General features: G+C 68.0%; 16 protein-coding genes. 3 read left to right on the top strand and 13 right to left on the bottom strand.

Annotated elements, in window-relative coordinates; translation table 11 throughout:
- Nucleotides 1-34 precede the first annotated feature (34 nt).
- The 4 genes from EV560_RS19840 to EV560_RS19825 all read right to left on the bottom strand — a co-directional run bounded on the left by EV560_RS19840 (nucleotide 35) and on the right by EV560_RS19825 (nucleotide 4632).
- Nucleotides 35-1456 (bottom strand): APC family permease, encoded by a 1422-nt coding sequence (locus EV560_RS19840; RefSeq protein ID WP_131857528.1) that lies wholly within the window; start codon nucleotides 1454-1456, stop codon nucleotides 35-37.
- A 128-nt stretch (nucleotides 1457-1584) separates the two neighbouring features.
- Complete coding sequence (locus EV560_RS19835; protein WP_131857527.1) at nucleotides 1585-3084, bottom strand: tripartite tricarboxylate transporter permease; 1500 nt, start codon at nucleotides 3082-3084, stop codon at nucleotides 1585-1587.
- 13 nt (nucleotides 3085-3097) lie between these two features.
- Entirely contained in the window at nucleotides 3098-3577 is a 480-nt protein-coding gene (locus EV560_RS19830) for a tripartite tricarboxylate transporter TctB family protein (protein ID WP_131857526.1), read from the bottom strand.
- Nucleotides 3578-3669: 92 nt separating this feature from the next.
- Entirely contained in the window at nucleotides 3670-4632 is a 963-nt protein-coding gene (locus tag EV560_RS19825; protein ID WP_131857525.1) for a Bug family tripartite tricarboxylate transporter substrate binding protein, read from the bottom strand.
- 186 nt (nucleotides 4633-4818) lie between these two features.
- Between EV560_RS19825 and EV560_RS19820 the strand changes: the two genes are divergently transcribed.
- The 3 genes from EV560_RS19820 to EV560_RS19810 all read left to right on the top strand — a co-directional run bounded on the left by EV560_RS19820 (nucleotide 4819) and on the right by EV560_RS19810 (nucleotide 9137).
- Complete coding sequence (locus tag EV560_RS19820; protein WP_131857524.1) at nucleotides 4819-6102, top strand: O-antigen ligase family protein; 1284 nt, start codon at nucleotides 4819-4821, stop codon at nucleotides 6100-6102.
- Complete coding sequence (gene gor, locus EV560_RS19815) at nucleotides 6095-7477, top strand: glutathione-disulfide reductase (protein ID WP_131857523.1); 1383 nt, start codon at nucleotides 6095-6097, stop codon at nucleotides 7475-7477. Before EV560_RS19820 ends, gor begins: the two co-directional genes overlap by 8 nt.
- 274 nt (nucleotides 7478-7751) lie before the next feature.
- Entirely contained in the window at nucleotides 7752-9137 is a 1386-nt protein-coding gene (locus tag EV560_RS19810) for a class II 3-deoxy-7-phosphoheptulonate synthase (RefSeq protein WP_131857522.1), read from the top strand.
- A gap of 162 nt (nucleotides 9138-9299) precedes the next feature.
- Here the strand turns inward: EV560_RS19810 and EV560_RS19805 are convergent, their stop codons facing one another.
- The 9 genes from EV560_RS19805 to EV560_RS19765 all read right to left on the bottom strand — a co-directional run bounded on the left by EV560_RS19805 (nucleotide 9300) and on the right by EV560_RS19765 (nucleotide 17273).
- Nucleotides 9300-10202: a LysR family transcriptional regulator gene (locus EV560_RS19805; protein ID WP_131857521.1), complete on the bottom strand. Its 903-nt coding sequence runs from the start codon at nucleotides 10200-10202 to the stop codon at nucleotides 9300-9302.
- Nucleotides 10203-10214: 12 nt separating this feature from the next.
- Nucleotides 10215-10550, bottom strand: a complete 336-nt coding sequence (fdxA, locus tag EV560_RS19800; RefSeq protein ID WP_131857520.1) for a ferredoxin — start codon at nucleotides 10548-10550, stop codon at nucleotides 10215-10217.
- 127 nt (nucleotides 10551-10677) lie between these two features.
- The gene (locus EV560_RS19795; protein ID WP_131857519.1) at nucleotides 10678-11457 is read right to left on the bottom strand and encodes an enoyl-CoA hydratase-related protein; all 780 of its coding nucleotides are present in this window, start codon (nucleotides 11455-11457) and stop codon (nucleotides 10678-10680) included.
- The gene (locus tag EV560_RS19790; RefSeq protein WP_131857777.1) at nucleotides 11457-12617 is read right to left on the bottom strand and encodes a CaiB/BaiF CoA transferase family protein; all 1161 of its coding nucleotides are present in this window, start codon (nucleotides 12615-12617) and stop codon (nucleotides 11457-11459) included. Before EV560_RS19790 ends, EV560_RS19795 begins: the two co-directional genes overlap by 1 nt.
- Nucleotides 12617-13966 (bottom strand): FAD-dependent oxidoreductase, encoded by a 1350-nt coding sequence (locus tag EV560_RS19785; RefSeq protein WP_131857518.1) that lies wholly within the window; start codon nucleotides 13964-13966, stop codon nucleotides 12617-12619. The genes EV560_RS19790 and EV560_RS19785 overlap by 1 nt, the downstream gene beginning before the upstream one ends.
- 25 nt (nucleotides 13967-13991) lie before the next feature.
- Complete coding sequence (locus EV560_RS19780; RefSeq protein ID WP_131857517.1) at nucleotides 13992-14825, bottom strand: ABC transporter permease; 834 nt, start codon at nucleotides 14823-14825, stop codon at nucleotides 13992-13994.
- A complete protein-coding gene (locus EV560_RS19775; protein ID WP_131857516.1) occupies nucleotides 14822-15643 on the bottom strand; it encodes an ABC transporter ATP-binding protein in 822 nt (273 codons plus the stop codon). The genes EV560_RS19780 and EV560_RS19775 overlap by 4 nt, the downstream gene beginning before the upstream one ends.
- A 4-nt stretch (nucleotides 15644-15647) precedes the next feature.
- A complete protein-coding gene (locus EV560_RS19770) occupies nucleotides 15648-16661 on the bottom strand; it encodes an ABC transporter substrate-binding protein (protein WP_248312137.1) in 1014 nt (337 codons plus the stop codon).
- A gap of 159 nt (nucleotides 16662-16820) precedes the next feature.
- Nucleotides 16821-17273 carry a deaminase gene (locus tag EV560_RS19765; RefSeq protein WP_131857514.1) on the bottom strand — a complete coding sequence of 151 codons (453 nt, stop codon included), beginning with the start codon at nucleotides 17271-17273 and terminating at the stop codon, nucleotides 16821-16823.
- Nucleotides 17274-17275: the final 2 nt, after the last annotated feature.

Below are 17275 nucleotides of genomic sequence, written 5' to 3'. Positions count from 1 at the left end.
AAAGCCGCTCACGCCTGGCGCGGGCGGCTTTCTCTCAATTTACCGGTCCGGCTCCGCCGATATCCGCCATGCTCGGCTCGCTCGGGCGTACGCCGGCGGCGCGATTGACCATGATCGTCACCAGCCAGAGCACGATGCCCACGCCGATCAGGATGCCGGCGATCCTGTACTGAACCGGGTCGCGCCCGGTCCATGGACCCGCGAAGAAGGCGCAGGCGAGGGCGCCCAGGATCGGCAGCAGCGTCGGCGTGCGGAAATGCTCGTGCTCGACCGTGTCCTTGCGCAGCATCAGCACGGCGATGTTGACGACGGTGAAGACGCAGAGCAGCAGCAGCGCCGTCGTGCCGCCGAGCGCCGGCACCTCGCCGACGAAGGTGATCAGCGCGAAGGCGAGCAGCGTCGTGAAGACGATCGCGATATAGGGCGTGCGCCGGGTCTCATGCACCTTGCCGAGCACCGGCGGCAGCACATGCTCGCGGCTCATGCCATAGACCAGCCGGCTCGCCATCAGCATGTTGATCAGGGCGCTGTTGGCGACCGCGAACATGGTGATGAAGCCGAAGATCCAGAGCGGGAAATTCGGCGCGCCGGCCTGCACCACCTTGAGCAGCGGCGTCTCGCCCTCGCCGAGCTGCTCCGGCGGGACCAGCGTGATCGCGGAGATCGAGACCAGCACATAGATCGCGCCGGTGATCACCAGGCCGGCGAGCAGCACCTTCGGGAAGATCCGCGTCGGGTTCTTGCACTCCTCGGCCATGTTGACCGAGTCCTCGAAGCCGACCATGGCGAAGAAGGCGAGCGTGGTCGCCGCGATGACCGGCCAGAACAGGCCGCCATCGACTCCCGGACGGAACTGCATCACGCGCGAGACGTCGCCCTGGCCGGCGCCGATCGCCCATAGGCCGATGAAGATGATGATCAGCAGGCCGGTGAGCTCGACGCAGGTCAGCACGACATTCGCCTTCACGCTCTCGCCGACGCCGCGGAAGTTCACAGCCGCGACCACCGCCATGAAGGCGAGGCCGATGGCGGTGACGCCGATCGGCGACAAGCCCAGCGCGAAGGCGTTCGAGAGATTGGCCGCGAAGGCGCGCGAGGCGGTCGAGGCCGAGGTGATGCCGGAGCACATCACCGCGAAGGCGACGATGAAGGTGACGAAATGGATGCCGAAGGCCTTGTGCGTATAGAGCGCGGCGCCGGCGGCCTTGGGATATTTCGTGACGAGTTCGAGATAGCTGAAGGCGGTGATCATCGCCACGACGAAGGCGACGACGAAGGGCAGCCAGACCATGCCGCCGACTTGCTTGGCGACCTGTCCTGTCAGGGCATAGATGCCCGTGCCGAGAATATCGCCGACGATGAAGAGCAGCAGCAGCCAGGGCCCCATCACCCGATGCAGGCTGGGTTCGACAGCGGGCTGGGCCGGTGGCGCGGAGGTGAGGGTCACGTCGCTCATGGGCATCCTCTCAGGCTGTCCTGCCGGCGCGCGCGATGGCGGCGGGCAGGCTCATGCTCGGAAGGAACACATTCGCGCCATATTTGTTCACACGCGGCGCGCCGCGTGTGAACCGGGAGTGGCCGGGATCAGTCCTCGGCGGCCTTGAACTTGTTCAGCCCCTTCATCACGAAGGGCGCGACCAGCGCGATGAAGGCGATGCCGAGCAGCGTCGCCGAGCCCGGATTCTCCAGCAGGATCATCGGGTCGCCCAAGCTGATCTGCAGGGCGCGCCGCAGCTGCGCCTCCGCCATCGGCCCGAGGATCAGCCCGACCACCATCGGCGCGACCGGATAGTCGTAGCGCCGCATCAGGTAGCCGAGATAGCCGAAGCCGAAGAGCATCGAGAGCTCGACCGGGGAGGGGTTCACCGCCAGCGTGCCCATGGTCGCGAAGACCAGGATGCCGGCATAGAGCCAGGGCTGCGGGATGGCGAGCAACCTGACCCAGAGCCCGATCAGCGGCAGGTTGATGATCACCAGCATGACGTTGGCGATGAAGAGCGAGGCGATCAGGCCCCAGACCAGGTCGGGCTTCTCGGCGAAGAGCAGCGGCCCGGGATTGAGCCCGTATTGCTGGAAGCCGGCGAGCATGATCGCCGCCGTCGCCGAAGTCGGCAGGCCGAGCGTCAGCAGCGGCACCAGCGTGCCGGCGGCCGAGGCATTGTTGGCCGCCTCGGGGCCGGCCACGCCTTCGATCGCACCCTTGCCGAACTCGTCAGGATATTTGCACAGGCGCTTTTCTGTCGAATAGCTCAGGAAGGTCGGCACCTCGGCGCCGCCCGCCGGCAGCGCGCCGATCGGGAAGCCGAAGGCGGTGCCGCGCAGCCAGGGCGCCCAGGAGCGCTTCCAGTCCTGCCTGTTCATCCAGAGCGAGCCCTTGATCGGGATGATCTCCTCTGGCGCATGCGCGCGCTGCGAGGCGACATAGAGCGCTTCGCCCACTGCGAAGAGACCGACGGCCAGCGTCGTCACCTCGATGCCGTTCAGCAGTTCCGGCACGCCGAAGGTCAGCCGCGCCTGGCCGGTCAGCTTGTCGATGCCGATCAGGCCGAGCGTGATGCCGATGAACAGGCTGGTCAGGCCGCGCAGGGGCGAGTCGCCGAACGTCGCGGAGACGGTGACGAAGGCCAGGATCATCAGCCCGAAATAGTCCCACGGGCCGAAATGCACGGCGATCTCGACCAGCCAGGGCGCCAGGAAGGCAAGGCCGATCGTGGCGATGGTGCCGGCGACGAAGGAACCGATCGCCGCCGTCGCCAGCGCCGGGCCGCCGCGCCCGGCCTTGGCCATTTTCGAGCCTTCGAGCGCGGTCGCGAGCGAGGCGCTCTCGCCCGGCGCGTTGAGCAGGATGGCCGTGGTCGAGCCGCCATACATGCCGCCATAATAGATGCCGGCGAACATGATCAGCGATCCCGCCGGATCGAGCTTGAAGGTGACCGGCAGCAGCAGCGCCACTGTCAGCGCCGGGCCGATGCCCGGCAGCACGCCGACGGCGGTGCCGAGGAAGACGCCGATCAGGCAGAAGAGCAGCTTCGAGGGCTCGAAGGCGACGGTGAAGCCGTGGAAAAGGTCGAGAAGCGTGTCCATGCTTCGGCGCTCCTCAGAAGAACAGGCGCTCGAGCGGCCCGGCGGGCAGGCTCAGCGTCAGCAGTTTCAGGAACACGAGGAAAATCACCAGGCCGAGGACGAGGCCGATGATGAAGTCGACGGCGAAGGCGCGCCGGCCCATGCCGCGCGCGGTGCAGGCGAAGATCAGCGCCGTCGCGAGGATGAAGCCGCCGCCGAAGGCGATGCAGGCGACGAGGCCGACGAGACCGCCGACGATCCAGAGAATGGCGACGGTGTCGGCCGGACCGGGCTTGGGGATGCCCTCCTTGAAGGCGACGACCAGATGCGCCAGCCCGAGCACGGCAAGGCAGATGCTGACGACATAGGGCACCGCCGTCGGCCCGAGGCCATAGGTCGAGACGATGGTCTGGCTCGCCGCGTCATTGGCGACGATACCTGCACAGGCGAAGAGCAGCAGCGCCACGACGAGTGCGGGTCGGTCGATTCTTCTTGTGGTGGTTTCGCTGGCCATGCCCGGTGCCCGTCTGAAAATACTCGGGAGGTGGAAAAGGGGCCGGTTTCCCGGCCCCTTCGCGGGTTTATCGTGTGCGAGGCGTCAGCGCCTCACTTCACCAGGCCGACATCGTGCATGACCTTGGTGACGCGCTCGATCTCGGCCTTCTGGAAGGCGGCGAAATCGGCGCCGCCGAGATAGGCGTCGTCCCAGCCACGGGCCTTGAGGATCTCGGCCCATTCCTTCGACTTCGCCATCTTCTCGACTGCATCGGCGAGGGTCTTCTGCTGGGCGTCGCTGAGGCCCGGCGCCGCCACGACCGAGCGCCAGTTCAGGAGTTCGAGATTGATGCCCTGCTCCTTCAGCGTCGGGGCGTCCGGAGCATTGTCCAGCCGCTTCGGCGAGGAGACGGCGATGGCGCGCAGCTTGCCGGCCTTGATCTGGCCTTCGAACTCGCCATAGCCGGAGATGCCGGCGGTGACGCGCCCGCCGAGCATCGCGGCGAGAGCCTCGCCACCGCCCGAGAACGGGATGTAGTTGATCTTCTTGGGGTCGCCGCCGACGGCATCGGCGAAGAGCGCGGCCAGGATATGGTCGGTGCCGCCGGCCGAGCCGCCGGCCCAGGTCACCTTGGCCGGGTCAGCCTTGACGCGGTCGGCGAGATCCTTGGCGGTCTTGATCGGCGAATCCGCCGGGACCACGATGACCTCGGCCTCGGCGGTCAGCCGCGCGATCGGCGTGACCTGGGTCAGGTTGACCGGCGACTTGTTGAGCACGATCGCGCCGATCATGACGAAGCCGTTGACCATCAGCTGCGAGCCGTCGCCCTTGGCGTTAATCAGCTGCGACAGGCCGATCGTGCCGCCGGCGCCGGTGACATTGGTCACCTGCACGCTCTTGGCGATACCGGCCGAGGTCAGGGCCTGCTGCATCGAGCGCGCCGTGCCGTCCCAGCCGCCGCCGGGCGCTGCCGGGGCCATGAGCTTGAGCTCGAGCTGGGCGAATGCGGCAGTGGTCAGGCCGGCCAGCGCCAGCGCCGTCACGGCGCCGCGCTTCAGGATGGATGTGAGCATATGTTCCTCCGCGTGCGAATTTCCGCACCATTATCGTGTCACCAGCGCCAGTGACAGCTTGATGTTCCGCCTTTCAATTGCGCCTGATTGCATAATCTTATGTCAAGGTCTTTCGCGGGACGGACCGTGAAAGCGCGACAGGATTCGCACTAGGCGGCCCAGCCATGATCGCGTAAGCGCTCCGCCATGAGCCTGCCTTCCTCCTTGGCCGCCGAGTCCGGCGCCGCGATCAGCCCTTCGCGCCGGCGCCGGTCGCAGCAGCTGGTGACGCTCGGCGGCGTGCTCCTGGTCGCGCTGCCGCTCGCCATGTGGGCGGCGAACCGCTCGGCGCCGCTGATCTTCGGCCTGGCGGCGCTGGCCTTCCTCGCCGCCATGCTGGTGGCGGGACGGGCAGCCGAACTCCTGCGCAACCTTGCCAGCGCCATGCGCAGCCCGATTGCCCTTGCGCTTGCCGGCTTCCTGCTGTGGGCCCTGGTCTCGCTCGCCTGGAGCCATCGGCCGGCGGCCAGCCTCTCCATCTGGGGCGAGCTCGTCCTGCCTCTGGTCTGCGGTCTCGTCATCGCCGCCGCGGCGCAGCTCAGGCCGCGGCCGGCCGTGCTCCGTGCGCTCGCGATCACCATCATCCTGGCCTGCGCGCTGGTCGCCTTCGAACTGGCCAGCGGCCTCTCCCAGCGCATCGCGCTCGGCCTCGGCAAGCAGATGAGCTTCGTCTTCAACCGGCCGATCATCACTTGCATCATGCTGGCCGCCCCGGTCGTGCACGGGCTCTGGAGCCGGCCGGGCGCCTCATTGCCCGACCGGCTGCTGGCCGCGCTGACCGCGCTCGCGGTGATCGGCTGCACCTTCGCCTCCGAGAGCGGCGCGGCCAAGTTTGGCCTGCTCATGCTGATCGCGGGCTGGGCGGTGACGCTGCTCCTGCCGCGGCTGTCGCTCGCGGCGACGATGATCGCCTTCGCCGCGACGCTGGCGGTCGCTCCCGTCCTGGGGCGGCTCGCGGACCGTGCCATCCCGCCATCCGTCCATGCCGAACTGGCGGATTCGCATTCGCGCGACCGCGTCAACATCTGGCTCAGCTTCGGCGAGGCGATCCAGGCACGACCGATCATCGGCTCGGGCTTCGGCGCCTCCGCCGCGCTTCAGACGCATCCGGTGGCGGCGCAGGTGTCGGAGCCACGCCGCTTGCTTCTCGCCGTCGGTCACCCACATAGCGCGCCGGTGCAGATCTGGGTCGAGACCGGGCTCATCGGCGCGGTGCTGATCGGCTTGGCCGGGCTCGCCTTCCTGGTGCGGCTGAGGCGCCTGCCGGCTCGCGATCTTGCACCGCGGCTCGCGGTCTTCGTGGCGGCTTTCGCCATGGCCTCCGTCGGGCACGGCGCCTGGCAGGGCTGGTGGATCGCGCTGCTCGCCGCCGCTGCCGTCTGGTTCTATGCGGAGCGGAACGAGCCCGCTCGAGAGGTGGAACATGTCTGATTTCGATGTCGATCTTTTCGTGATCGGGGCCGGCTCCGGCGGCACCCGCGCCGCCCGTATTGCGGCCGGGAATGGCGCCCGCGTCATGATCGCGGAGGAGGACCGGATCGGCGGCACCTGTGTCATCCGCGGCTGCGTGCCCAAGAAGCTCTTCGTCTATGCCAGCCGCTTCGCCGATGATTTCGAGGATGCGGCGGGTTTCGGCTGGACGGTTGGCAAGCCGAGCTTCGACTGGCCGACCCTGCGCGATGCCGTCGCCAACGAGGTCACGCGACTGTCCGGGCTCTATCGCAAGGGGCTGGACGGCGCCGGCGTCGCCATCCGCGAGGAGCGCGCCGTGGTCGAGGGGCCGAACGAGGTCCGCCTGGCGAAGTCGGGCGAGCTCATCCGCGCCCGTCACATCCTGGTCGCGACCGGCGGCTATCCCGCTTTCGATCCGCCGATCCCCGGCGGCGAGCTCGGCATCAGCTCGAACGAGGTCTTCCACCTGCCGAGCCTGCCGAAGCGCATGCTCGTCGTCGGCGGCGGCTATATCGCGCTTGAATTCGCCAGCCTCTTCGCGCGCCTCGGCGTCGCGGTCACGCTGCTGCATCGTGGCGACAATGTCCTGCGCGGTTTCGACGAGGATATCCGCGTCCGCCTGCGCGAGGCGCTGAGCCATGCCGGCATCAGCTTCCGTCTCGGCTGCACGGTCGACCGCATCGAGGAGCTGCCTGATGGCACGCGCCGCGCCCATTGCGCCCGTGGCGAGCCGATCGATGCCGATGTCATCCTCGTCGCCACCGGTCGCCGTCCCAACACCAACGGCCTCGGGCTGGAGCAGGTCGGCGTCAAGCTCGGCCCGGTCGGCCAGGTCATGGTCGATGCCAATTCCGCCTCGAGCGTGCCCTCGATCCATGCAGTCGGCGATGTCACCAACCGCGTCAACCTGACCCCTGTCGCGATCCGCGAGGGCCACGCCTTCGCCGACTCGACCTTCGGCGGCAAGCCCTGGGCGATGGATCACAGCCTCGTCGCCTCCGCCGTCTTCACCACGCCGGAGATCGGCACGGTGGGCCTGACCGAGCATCAGGCGCTGGCGGCGGGCCTGGAGGTCCGCGTCTTCGAGACCGGCTTCCGGCCGATGAAGGCAACGATCTCGGGCCGCCAGGAGCGCATCTACATGAAGCTCCTGGTCGATGCGCAGAGCGACCGCATGCTCGGCGTCCACATCCTCGGCCATGATGCCGGCGAGATCATCCAGGCCGTCGCGATCGCCGTCACCATGGGCGCGACCAAGGCCGATTTCGACCGCACGATCGCCCTGCATCCGAGCGCGGCGGAAGAGCTGGTGACGATGCGGACGCCGCGCGCCTCGGTGCCGGCGAAGCTGTAGGGCAGGGCTCTCGCATCGCTCTGCCAGGACGTTGAAGCGTGCTGGCAACTCGCTGAATCAGCGTGTGAAGAGCCGGAATCGATCTGTGAGGATTGTGCGGCAAGTCGCTGCACCGACTCATGTTTGCGACCCGGTGTGATTCCGGCATTGCGCGGAACCCTACATCGCTTCATCCGAGTATTGGCCATTGCCGCCTCCCGGGTGTATAGCGCCTCGATCACGCTGCCGTCCGACCGGACGGCGGCGCGAGATTTTGTTTTCAGGAGCACGTGTGATGTCCGAGCGGTGGACGCCCGAGAGCTGGAGGGCAAAGCCCGTCCAGCAGATGCCGGAATATCCGGATCAGGCAGCCTTGAAGGCGGTCGAGCAGCAGCTCGCCGGCTTTCCGCCGTTGGTTTTTGCGGGCGAGGCGCGCAAGCTGAAAAAGGCTCTCGGACAAGTCGCAAACGGCGAGGCCTTCCTGCTCCAGGGCGGAGATTGCGCCGAGAGCTTCGGCGAGCATTCGGCCGACAACATCCGCGATTTCTTCCGTCTGTTCCTGCAGATGGCGGTGGTCCTCACCTTCGCCGGCGGCTCGCCGGTGGTGAAGGTCGGCCGCGTCGCCGGCCAGTTCGCCAAGCCGCGCTCGGCCCCGACCGAGACGATCGGTGGCGTCGAGCTGCCGAGCTACAAGGGCGATATCATCAACGATATCGACTTCACGGCGGACGCCCGCATTCCCGATCCGCGCCGCCAGCTCGAGGCCTACCGGCAGTCGGCCGCGACGCTCAACCTGATCCGCGCCTTCGCGACGGGCGGCTACGCCAATCTCGACAATGCCCATCGCTGGATGCTGGGCTTCGTCAAGGATAGCCCGCAGTCGAGCCGTTACAACGAGGTGGCCGAGCGCATCACCGAGGCGCTCGATTTCATGCGCGCCATCGGCATCGATCCCGAGACGCATCCCGAGATGCGCACGACGGATTTCTATACCAGCCACGAGGCGCTGCTGCTCGGCTACGAGCAGGCGCTGACCCGCGTCGATTCGACGACGGGCGACTGGTACGCGACCTCCGGTCATATGGTTTGGATCGGCGACCGCACCCGCCAGCTCGACCACGCCCATGTCGAATATTTCCGCGGCATCAGGAATCCGATCGGCCTGAAATGCGGCCCCTCGCTCAAGCCTGACGACCTGCTCCGGCTGATCGATGCGCTCGATCCGCAGAACCAGGCTGGCCGCCTGACGCTGATCGGCCGCTTCGGCGCCGACAAGGTCTTCGACCATCTGCCGGCCCTGGTGCGCGCCACCAAGCGCGAAGGGCGCAATGTCGTCTGGTCCTGCGACCCGATGCACGGCAACACGGTCAAGGCCGCCAGCGGCTACAAGACCCGTCCCTTCGACCTCATCCTCAGCGAGGTCAGGAACTTCTTCGCCGTGCACCAGGCCGAAGGCACCTATGCCGGCGGCCTGCATCTCGAGATGACCGGCAAGAACGTCACCGAATGCACCGGCGGGGCCCGCGGCATGACCGATGCGGACCTGAACGACCGTTACCACACGGTCTGCGACCCGCGCCTCAATGCCGAGCAGGCCCTGGAAATGGCCTTCCTCGTTGCCGAGCTGGTCAAGCGCGAGCGGGCAGGGCGCGAGCGCCCGGTGGTCGAGGCGGCCGAGTAACATCCGCCTTCCCGCCAATCCGATACCTACCTTCGCGGTATCGGCTCACACATCCGGTTCAGGCCCCGCCCATGCGGGGCCTTTGCCGTTTGGGGGGCGGTGATCGTCTCTCATGCAGGCCGCAGATTGCCGGCAGCTTTCTGCCCAGCTGACCTGACGGGCTCAGTTCGCCGTCAGCCGTCGAAGATCCTTCACCAGGCTTTTGGAGAGCTGGACGGCCGGAGGCGGCAGCATGCGGTGGGCGGCGGTGATGATGCCGATCTGCAGCGTGTTGACGCCGGGGGAGGATAGCGGGCGCCAGGCGATCTCGCCGTGCTCGATCTCCTTCAGGAAGCCGAGCCGGGTGAAGAAGGCGATGCCGAGCCCGAGCTCGATGCAGAGCCGGATCATCTGGATCGAATTCGACGTGACCTTCGGCTTGAGCTGCGCCTTGAACTGGCTGAAATCCGCGTCCATGTCGGCCCCGCGCGGCAGCGGCCCGGCCTGGTCGAGCACCGGATAGGCGATGGCTTCCTCGAAGCTGACGCTCAGGCGCGAGGTGAGGGGGTGGTCGACCGGCATGACGACGCCGATCGGAGCCGGCACTTCCGCGATGAAATGCACGGCGGCCGGCAGCGGGCTCACGAAGGTGAGCCCGATATCGACGGCGCCGCTGCTGACCATGTCAGCGATATCGGCCGGCGGCGCGGCCAGCACGGTGTGGTTGATCGCCGGGAAATCCCTGCCGAAGCGCGCCAAGGCCCGGGGCAGGAAATCGACCAGGAGCGAATCGAGCGCCGCGATCGTGACATGGCCGGAGCGCGCTTCCCTGAGATCGTCGATCGCGGCGCGGACCTGCCCATAGGCCTCGATCGTCGAGGTGATGTGCTGCAGCAGAAGCGTGCCGGCGACGGTCAGGCGCATTCCGGCGGGCAGGCGGTCGAAGAGCGGTCCGCCGAATTCGTCTTCCAGCTTGAGGATCTGGCGGTTGATCGCGCTGGCCGCCACGTTCAGGTGCACGGCGGCGCGGCGGATCGAGCCCAGCCGCGCCACTTCGCGAAAATAGTACAGGGCGGCGGCATGCATGGCCGGGTATCCTCAGCGCGCGGCCTTTCCCGGCCAGGCCGCTACCGTGGGATGATCGCGCGTCGTCGTCAAAAGCGGGTCCGAGCCTCCCGGCTTGCCCCAGCCGGTCACGTCCGGTCCGAAGAAGTCGCGGTTGATCGCCGGCCATTCGGCGAGCTCCGAGGGGAGGCGGTCCTCGGCATGGATCGCCGCGACCGGGCAGACCGTTTCGCACAGGCCGCAATCGATGCATTCGTCGGGCTGGATATAGAGGGTGCGCCCGCCCTCGTAGATGCAGTCGACCGGGCAGGCTGCGAGGCAGGCCTTGTCCTTGATGTCGATGCAGGCGTCGGTGATGACGAAGGGCATGGCTGCTCCCGGCTCAGAGCACGCGCCGATCTGATCGCGCAGCGATCAGATCGGATCACGCGTTCTCTATCAATTGTTTAGAGGCGGATTTACCGATCAGGTTGATTCAACCTGATCGGATCCGGCTCTAGTGTCCCTGCCAGACCGGCTGCCGCTTCTCCCGGAACGCGCGCACGCCTTCCTCGGAATCCTGCGAGCGCAGCGCCTCGACCAGGGCGGGCAGCCGCAGCGCCTGCGCCTCTGGCGGGGGCAGATGTGCGGTCCGCCGCACGACCTGCTTGATCGCACGCAGGGAGAGCGGCGCGCAGGCGAGGATATCAGCGACCCAGCGGTCGACAGCGGCGTCGAGCTCGTCCTTCGCCACGACCTCGTTGACGAGGTCGAAGGCGAGCGCTTCCTGCGCCTTGATCCGGCGCCCGGTGAAGAGCATGCCGAGCGCGTGCCGGTGGGCGATCTGGCGTTGCAGCAGCACCATGCCGCCGTCGAGCGGCAAGCGGCCGACGCGGGGCTCGGTCAGCCCGAAGCTCGCATGCTCCGCCGCCACCACGATGTCGCAGCCGAGCACCATCTCGAAGCCGCCGCCGACCGCGTGGCCGTTGACGCGGGCGATGACGGGAATGTCGAGCGTCTGGCGCAGCGCGATGCCGCCGAAGCCCGACGGCCTTGCCGCGGCCCAATAGGCCAGGCCGGTCAGCTCCGGATCGAGATTGCGCATGTCGGCGCCGGTGCAGAAGGCGCGCTCGCCGGCGCCGGTCAGCACGACGACGCGGACCGACCGGTCCGCCTCGATGCGCTGCCAGATCGCCTCCATGTCGGCCTCGGCCTCCTGGTCGAGCGCGTTCAGCACCTCCGGTCGGTCGATGGTGACGCGGGCGACGTGATCGTCGATCGAGAGCTGGATCGGCATCAGGCCACCTTCTCGAGGGACAGCCCGAGCTCGCGCATGACCTCGTCGGTATGCTGGCCGAGCCCGGCCGGAACGATGCGGATCGTCACCGGCGCAGCCTCCATATGGATCGGTGAGCCGATGACGCGGACGCGCTCGGTCGGCCCCTCGGCTTCGAGGATCATGCCGTTGATGTGCGTCTGCTCGTCGTCGAGCGCCTCCGCCAGCTGGCGCACCGGCGCGCAGAGCAGATCCTGCTGTTCGAGCCGCGCCAGCCAATAGGCGGTCGTCTGCGTCGCGAAGCGCTCGGCGAAGATCGCCTGCAGCGCCGGCTTGTTGGCGACCTGCCGCTCGTGCCCCGCAAAGCGGGCGTCGTCCTTCAGCTCGGGCAGCTCGAGCGCGGCGGAGATGTCGCCGAGCGGGTCGGCCTTGAAGGCCCCGACCATGACGAGCGCCCCGTCCGCCGTCTCGAACACGCCGGTGAGCGGCATCGCGCCCCAGTTCACCTCGCGCCCGCGCATCATCTGCGCGGCGGCCTCCTGCGTCTGAGCCGCCAGCATGGAATCGAACAGCGAGACGCTGATGCGCTGGCCCTTGCCGGTCCGCTGGCGCTGCAGCAGGGCCAGCAGGACGCCCTGGACCATGTGCATGCCTGCCGAATAATCGGCGAAGGTGGTCGAGAGCACGGCGAGCGGCTGGTCGGCATTGGCGCGGCGGTGCATCACGCCGGAGAGCGCCTGGGCCAGCACGTCCTGCCCGCCCTTGTGCGCGTAGGGTCCGACCAGGCCGAAGCCGGTGCCGACGGCATAGATCAGCCGCGGGTTGCGCGCGGCCAGGGCCTCATAGGAGAAGCCCATCCGCTCCATCACGCCGGCGCGGAAATTATTGACGACGACGTCGGCCTGGTCGATCAGCCGCAGCACGGCATCCTTCGCCTCCTGCTTGCGCAGGTCGAGCACGATCGAGCGCTTGTTGCGGTTGAGCGAGCAGAAGACCGGGCCCTGCAGCCCGGCCGGATCGTTCGGGAACGAGGTGCGCGACAGGTCGCCCGAGGGCGGCCGCTCGACCTTGATCACGTCGGCGCCGTAGTCGCCGAGGACCTGCGTCGCGACCGGCCCCATCATCACCTGGGTGAAATCGACGACCTTGATGCCGGCAAGCGGCAATTCGGCGGGGTTCATCACGCGGCGTTCTCCAGAATGGTGGCATTTGCGGAAGGGACGTCGCCGGGATCGCCGCCTTGGGCCCGCACGCGCCGGCAAATCTCCTGCGGGGCGATATCGCGCAGGCGCTGCCCGCCGGCGACGGCCAGCGCCGCGGCGACGCCGGCCGACTGGCCCATCGCCATGCAGGGCGGAATCTCGCGCGACATCTTCTGCGCCTGCTCGGTCGCGGAGTAATGCCGGCCGGCGACGACGAGCCCGTCGATGCCGCGGGGCAGCATGGAGCGATAGGGCGTGTAGTAGTCGCGGCCGCGCGCCACCGTGTCCGTGAAATGGACGCGATCGAGCACGTCGCGCTTGGTCACCACATAGTCGCCCTGCAGCAGGCGGGTCTGGCGCACGCCGAGCTGCGGCGCGACATCGACGACGAAACAGTTGCGGAAGCCGGGCATATGCTCGCGGACATAGTCGACGAGCGCATAGAGCTTGGTGCGACCGGCGAAATCGGCCTTGGTCAGGTCCTCGACCGCCAGGCCGTCGAACCCCGCCATATGCGGGCAGTTGCACCAGACCACGCCGGGCAGCGGCGTCTTCAGCCACCACATGTCCCAGGAGCCGCCCATGATGCGCTTGGCCTGGCGATCGATCTCGGCGAAGGCATCGGGCTCCTCATGCTGGAAGCGCTCGGCCTCGTCGGTGTCGACGCCGCCGAGCCGGAACACGGTCGTGACGATGAAGGAGCCCTTCTCATGGGCCGCGCCGGCCGAGGCGGCGACGTCGAGATCGCCGGACGCATCGACGATCGCATCGGCCAGGATCGCCTGGCGGCCGGACTTGGTCTCGCAGACGATGCCGGTGACCTTGCCGTCCTCGACCAGCGTGCGCGAGAACCAGGAATGCAGGCGCACGTCGAGCTGCGCCTCCTGCACCAGTTCGTTCGCGGCGCGCTTCCAGCCGTCGGGGTCGAAGGCCGCGGCCATGACGATGGGCTGCGGCTTGGTCTGGGCCCGGAAGTCATGGGCGCCCCAGCGCGCCCATTTGCGGTGCATGTCCCAGCTCTGCCGGCGGTCCTCCGGCGGCGGGTAGACGCAGGCGCCGCGCGCCGCCATGCGCTCGATCATCTCCATGCAGACCCCCTGCACGGTGACCTCGTCGCCATTGTGCATGTCGTCGAGCACGAGCACCATGCCGCCGGAGGCGAGGCCGCCGAGATAGGGGTAGCGCTCGACCATCGTGACGGAGCAGCCCTCGCGCCGGGCGGCGATCGCCGCGGCCATTCCGGCCGGGCCGCCGCCGACGACGAGCACGTCGGCTCGGGCGACGACCGGAACGGGGCCGCCGGGTTCAAGGATAGTGCTGGGAGTCATGGTCCTCTCCACGGTTCGGCCGGCGTCAATGTGCGCTGGTCGGCTGCCAGCGCACGATCAGGCGCTCCAGCATGGTCACGGTCAGGAAGAAGGTCATCGAGAAGCAGGAGGCGACGATCACGGTGGCGTAGAGCAGGGCCGAGTCGAAGCTGTAGGTCGCCTGGATGATCAGTGCGCCGATGCCGACATTCGAGCCGATCCATTCGCCGACGATGGCGCCGACGACCGAGGTCGAGGCCGAGATCTTCAGCGCCGAGAACAGGTAGGGCAGGGAATTGTAGAGCCTCAGCTTGAAGAAGACCTCGCGCTTCGAGGCCGAGAGCACGCGCATCAGCTCCATCGCCTGCGGGTTCACCGCCTCGAGCCCGCGCACCATATTGACCAGCGTCGGGAAGAAGCAGATCAGCGCGGCGATCGCGATCTTCGGTTCCATGCCGTTGCCGAGCAGCAGGACGAGGATCGGCGCCTTGGCGACGACCGGGATGGTGTTGATCAGCACCACCGTCGGGAAGAAGGTCTCCTCCAGCGTCTTCTTGTGGACGAAGGCGGTGGCGATGACGATGGCGGCGAGATTGCCGAGCAGGAAGCCGGCAAGCGCCTCGATCGCGGTCGGGACGAGGTTGGCGAGCAGGATGCCGCCCTTGCCCACCAGGGTCTGGGCCACGAGCAGCGGCGAAGGGGCGATGAAGGGCGGAACCTTGAGCAGATAGACCAGCGCCGCCCAGATGCCGAGGAAGATCCCGATGCCGACGAAGGGCAGGATGCGGCGACGAAGCTGCGTGCGGCGCTGGGCGCGGCGGAAGCTCTCCTCGGCGGCGGAGGCCGAGGCTTCTGGCGGAACTGCGGCGGCGAGCGTCATTCCGTGCCTCCCAGGGCCGTGCGAAGGATGGTGGCCGTGCGCATGAACTCGGGCGTCTCGCGGATCGCGAGCGTGCGCTCCCGCGGCAGGTCGATATCGACGAGGGAGGCGACGCGGCCCGGATTGGCCGCCAGCACCAGCACCTGCTCGCCGAGGAAGAGCGCCTCGTAGACGGAGTGCGTGACGAAGAGGATCGTCGTGCCGGTCTCGCGCCAGATCCGGCGCAGCTCCTCGTTCAGCCGGTCGCGGGTGATCTCGTCGAGCGCGCCGAAAGGCTCGTCCATCAACAGCAGCCGCGGCCCGCCGAGCAGCGCCCGGGCGATCGAGACGCGCTGGCGCATGCCGCCGGAAAGCTCGTGCGGGAAGCTGCCCTCCCAGCCTTCGAGCCCGACGAGCTTGAGCAGCTCGCGCGGCGTCGGCATGCCCGAGGGCAGGCGCGGGCGCCCGCCGACCTCGAGCGAGAGCTCGACATTCTGCAGCGCCGTCCGCCAGGGCAGCAGGGCCGCATCCTGGAAGACGAAGCCGAGCGCGCGCTGCAGCCGCGCCTCCTGCGGGCTCTGGCCGAAGACGGCGACCTTGCCCGAGCTCGGCGCGACGAGGTCGGCGACGACGCGCAGCAGGGTCGACTTGCCGCAGCCGGACGGGCCGAGCAGGCTGAGGAAGCCGCCGCTGCCGACGCAGAAGCTGACATTCTCCAGCGCGGTCACGGTCCGCCGCTCGGTGACGAAGCGCACCGTCACGTTGCGGCAGTCGACCGCGGCATCGCCCGGCCGGGAGGCAGCCAGCGCTTCGGGCTCGATCATCGCCTGCACTGTCATGGCTTCAGCCGATCCGCGGCCGGGCGTCGGCCGTCGCCTTGAGCACGTCGAGCGTCATGACCTCGGCGAGCTTGGGGGTGCGCTTCGAGAACTGGCCGAGCGCGGCGTGGAGATCGATCTGCTCCTGCCAGACGGCCGGATCCATCGTGCCCCAGCCATCAGCTTTGGTCTGCGGACCGAAGGAGAAGGAGAGCATCACGTCGAGCGCCGCGCGCTCGTCGGCTGCGACGAGATTGGGGTATTCCTTGACCAGCAGCGCGACCGCCTGGTCCCGGTTCTCATGGGCATAGGCCCAGCCCTTGCCCGAGGCGCGCAGGTATTTCGCGACGAGATCGCCCTTGCTCTTCAGCGTCTCGGCCGTCGCGTAATAGGGCAGGGCGTAGAGCTTCACGCCGGCGTCCCAAAGCGTCATGCCGACCCGGTCCGGCCCGAGCACCTTCAGGGCGGTGGTGTTCGTCTCCCAGCCGGTCACGACATCGACCTGCCCGGTGAGCAGCGGCGACATGTCGGCCCCGATCGGGATGATGGTGACCTCCTTCTCCGGGATCTTGTTCTGCGCCAGCAGCGCGCGCAGCAGGATGATGCCCGTCGACTGGATGCCGACCTTCTTGCCGATGAAGTCCTTCGGCTCGCGCACCGGGTTCTTCTTCAAGGAGTAGAAGGTATAGGGGTGCTTCTGGCAGCCGGCGGCGAAGCAGACGACCGGCACGTCCTGCGACGCGGCGAGCATCAGGGACGGGCTGGAGGAGACCTGCCCGACCTCGTAGCGGCCGCTGGCGACGACGGCGACGCCGTCGATATTCGGCCCTCCGGCCTGGATGCGCATGTCGAGGCCCTCGGCCTCGTAAAAACCCATGGCCTTGGCGCAGATCTCGCCGATCTGGTTGCCGCCCGTGATCCAGCCGATCTGCATGTTGACGGCGGTGCGGCCCTGCGCCCCGGCTTCGAACGAGAGCATCGGTCCGGCCATGGAGGACGCGGCGAGCGATTGCAGGAAGAAGCGTCTGTTGAGTGGCACGGTGTTTGTTCCCCTGTCCTGGCGGTTAGTCGCCTTATGAACCGAGTAGAACATCAATACGCGTACTCAGATATCGCTAAATTTAGTCCAAGGCGTTGCCATAAAGAGTGCATGCACAATCGGCAGCCAACTGCCGCGAACTTGCGCAGCAGGGTCTTCTCAAAGCTCGGCCGGCGCCGTGGCGACGACGTGCCGGATCGCGACCCCGCCTTCTTCCAGAATGACGGATGAACGGATGAAGGCATCGCCCCAAACGGGGTCCTCGAAGGCAGGCGGCGGCGTCTCGACGCAGGTGATGCCGGCATCGACGATCGCGCGGGCGCAATCGATGCAGGGAAAGAAGGTCGTCGTCAGCGTGGCGCCGGCGGTCGCGATGCCGCGTTTTGCGGCGGTGAAGATCGCGTGGCGCTCGGCATGCTCCATCCAGACGAAGCGGCCGTCGCCCTCATGCCGCTCCGGCAGGTCGCGCACGCCGGCGGGGAAGGTGTTGCACGCGGCGATCGTCGTGCCATCGCCTGCCTGAAGCAGGGCGCCGACCTGGCGCACGCGGTTCGGGCTTTCCCGGGAGGCGGCGAGCGCCGCGCGCATGTTGTCCTCGGGCGTGCCGACCATGG

The organism is Allobosea sp. BK604, from assembly GCF_004341515.1.
Classification (GTDB): Bacteria; Pseudomonadota; Alphaproteobacteria; order Rhizobiales; family Beijerinckiaceae; genus Allobosea.
This window is presented reverse-complemented; position numbering and strand designations above follow the sequence as displayed.

Excerpts from the sequence above, each read along its gene's own strand:
- EV560_RS19775 (WP_131857516.1), bottom strand. The coding sequence starts at position 15,643 with ATGACAGTGCAGGCGATGATCGAGCCCGAAGCGCTGGCTGCCTCCCGG.
- EV560_RS19785 (WP_131857518.1), bottom strand. The coding sequence starts at position 13,966 with ATGACTCCCAGCACTATCCTTGAACCCGGCGGCCCCGTTCCGGTCGTC.
- fdxA (WP_131857520.1), bottom strand. The coding sequence starts at position 10,550 with ATGCCCTTCGTCATCACCGACGCCTGCATCGACATCAAGGACAAGGCC.
- EV560_RS19810 (WP_131857522.1), top strand. The coding sequence starts at position 7,752 with ATGTCCGAGCGGTGGACGCCCGAGAGCTGGAGGGCAAAGCCCGTCCAG.
- EV560_RS19795 (WP_131857519.1), bottom strand. The coding sequence starts at position 11,457 with ATGCCGATCCAGCTCTCGATCGACGATCACGTCGCCCGCGTCACCATC.
- EV560_RS19805 (WP_131857521.1), bottom strand. The coding sequence starts at position 10,202 with ATGCATGCCGCCGCCCTGTACTATTTTCGCGAAGTGGCGCGGCTGGGC.
- EV560_RS19835 (WP_131857527.1), bottom strand. The coding sequence starts at position 3,084 with ATGGACACGCTTCTCGACCTTTTCCACGGCTTCACCGTCGCCTTCGAG.
- EV560_RS19830 (WP_131857526.1), bottom strand. The coding sequence starts at position 3,577 with ATGGCCAGCGAAACCACCACAAGAAGAATCGACCGACCCGCACTCGTC.
- EV560_RS19765 (WP_131857514.1), bottom strand. The coding sequence starts at position 17,273 with ATGGTCGGCACGCCCGAGGACAACATGCGCGCGGCGCTCGCCGCCTCC.
- EV560_RS19825 (WP_131857525.1), bottom strand. The coding sequence starts at position 4,632 with ATGCTCACATCCATCCTGAAGCGCGGCGCCGTGACGGCGCTGGCGCTG.
- EV560_RS19840 (WP_131857528.1), bottom strand. The coding sequence starts at position 1,456 with ATGAGCGACGTGACCCTCACCTCCGCGCCACCGGCCCAGCCCGCTGTC.
- EV560_RS19790 (WP_131857777.1), bottom strand. The coding sequence starts at position 12,617 with ATGAACCCCGCCGAATTGCCGCTTGCCGGCATCAAGGTCGTCGATTTC.
- EV560_RS19820 (WP_131857524.1), top strand. The coding sequence starts at position 4,819 with ATGAGCCTGCCTTCCTCCTTGGCCGCCGAGTCCGGCGCCGCGATCAGC.
- EV560_RS19780 (WP_131857517.1), bottom strand. The coding sequence starts at position 14,825 with ATGACGCTCGCCGCCGCAGTTCCGCCAGAAGCCTCGGCCTCCGCCGCC.
- gor (WP_131857523.1), top strand. The coding sequence starts at position 6,095 with ATGTCTGATTTCGATGTCGATCTTTTCGTGATCGGGGCCGGCTCCGGC.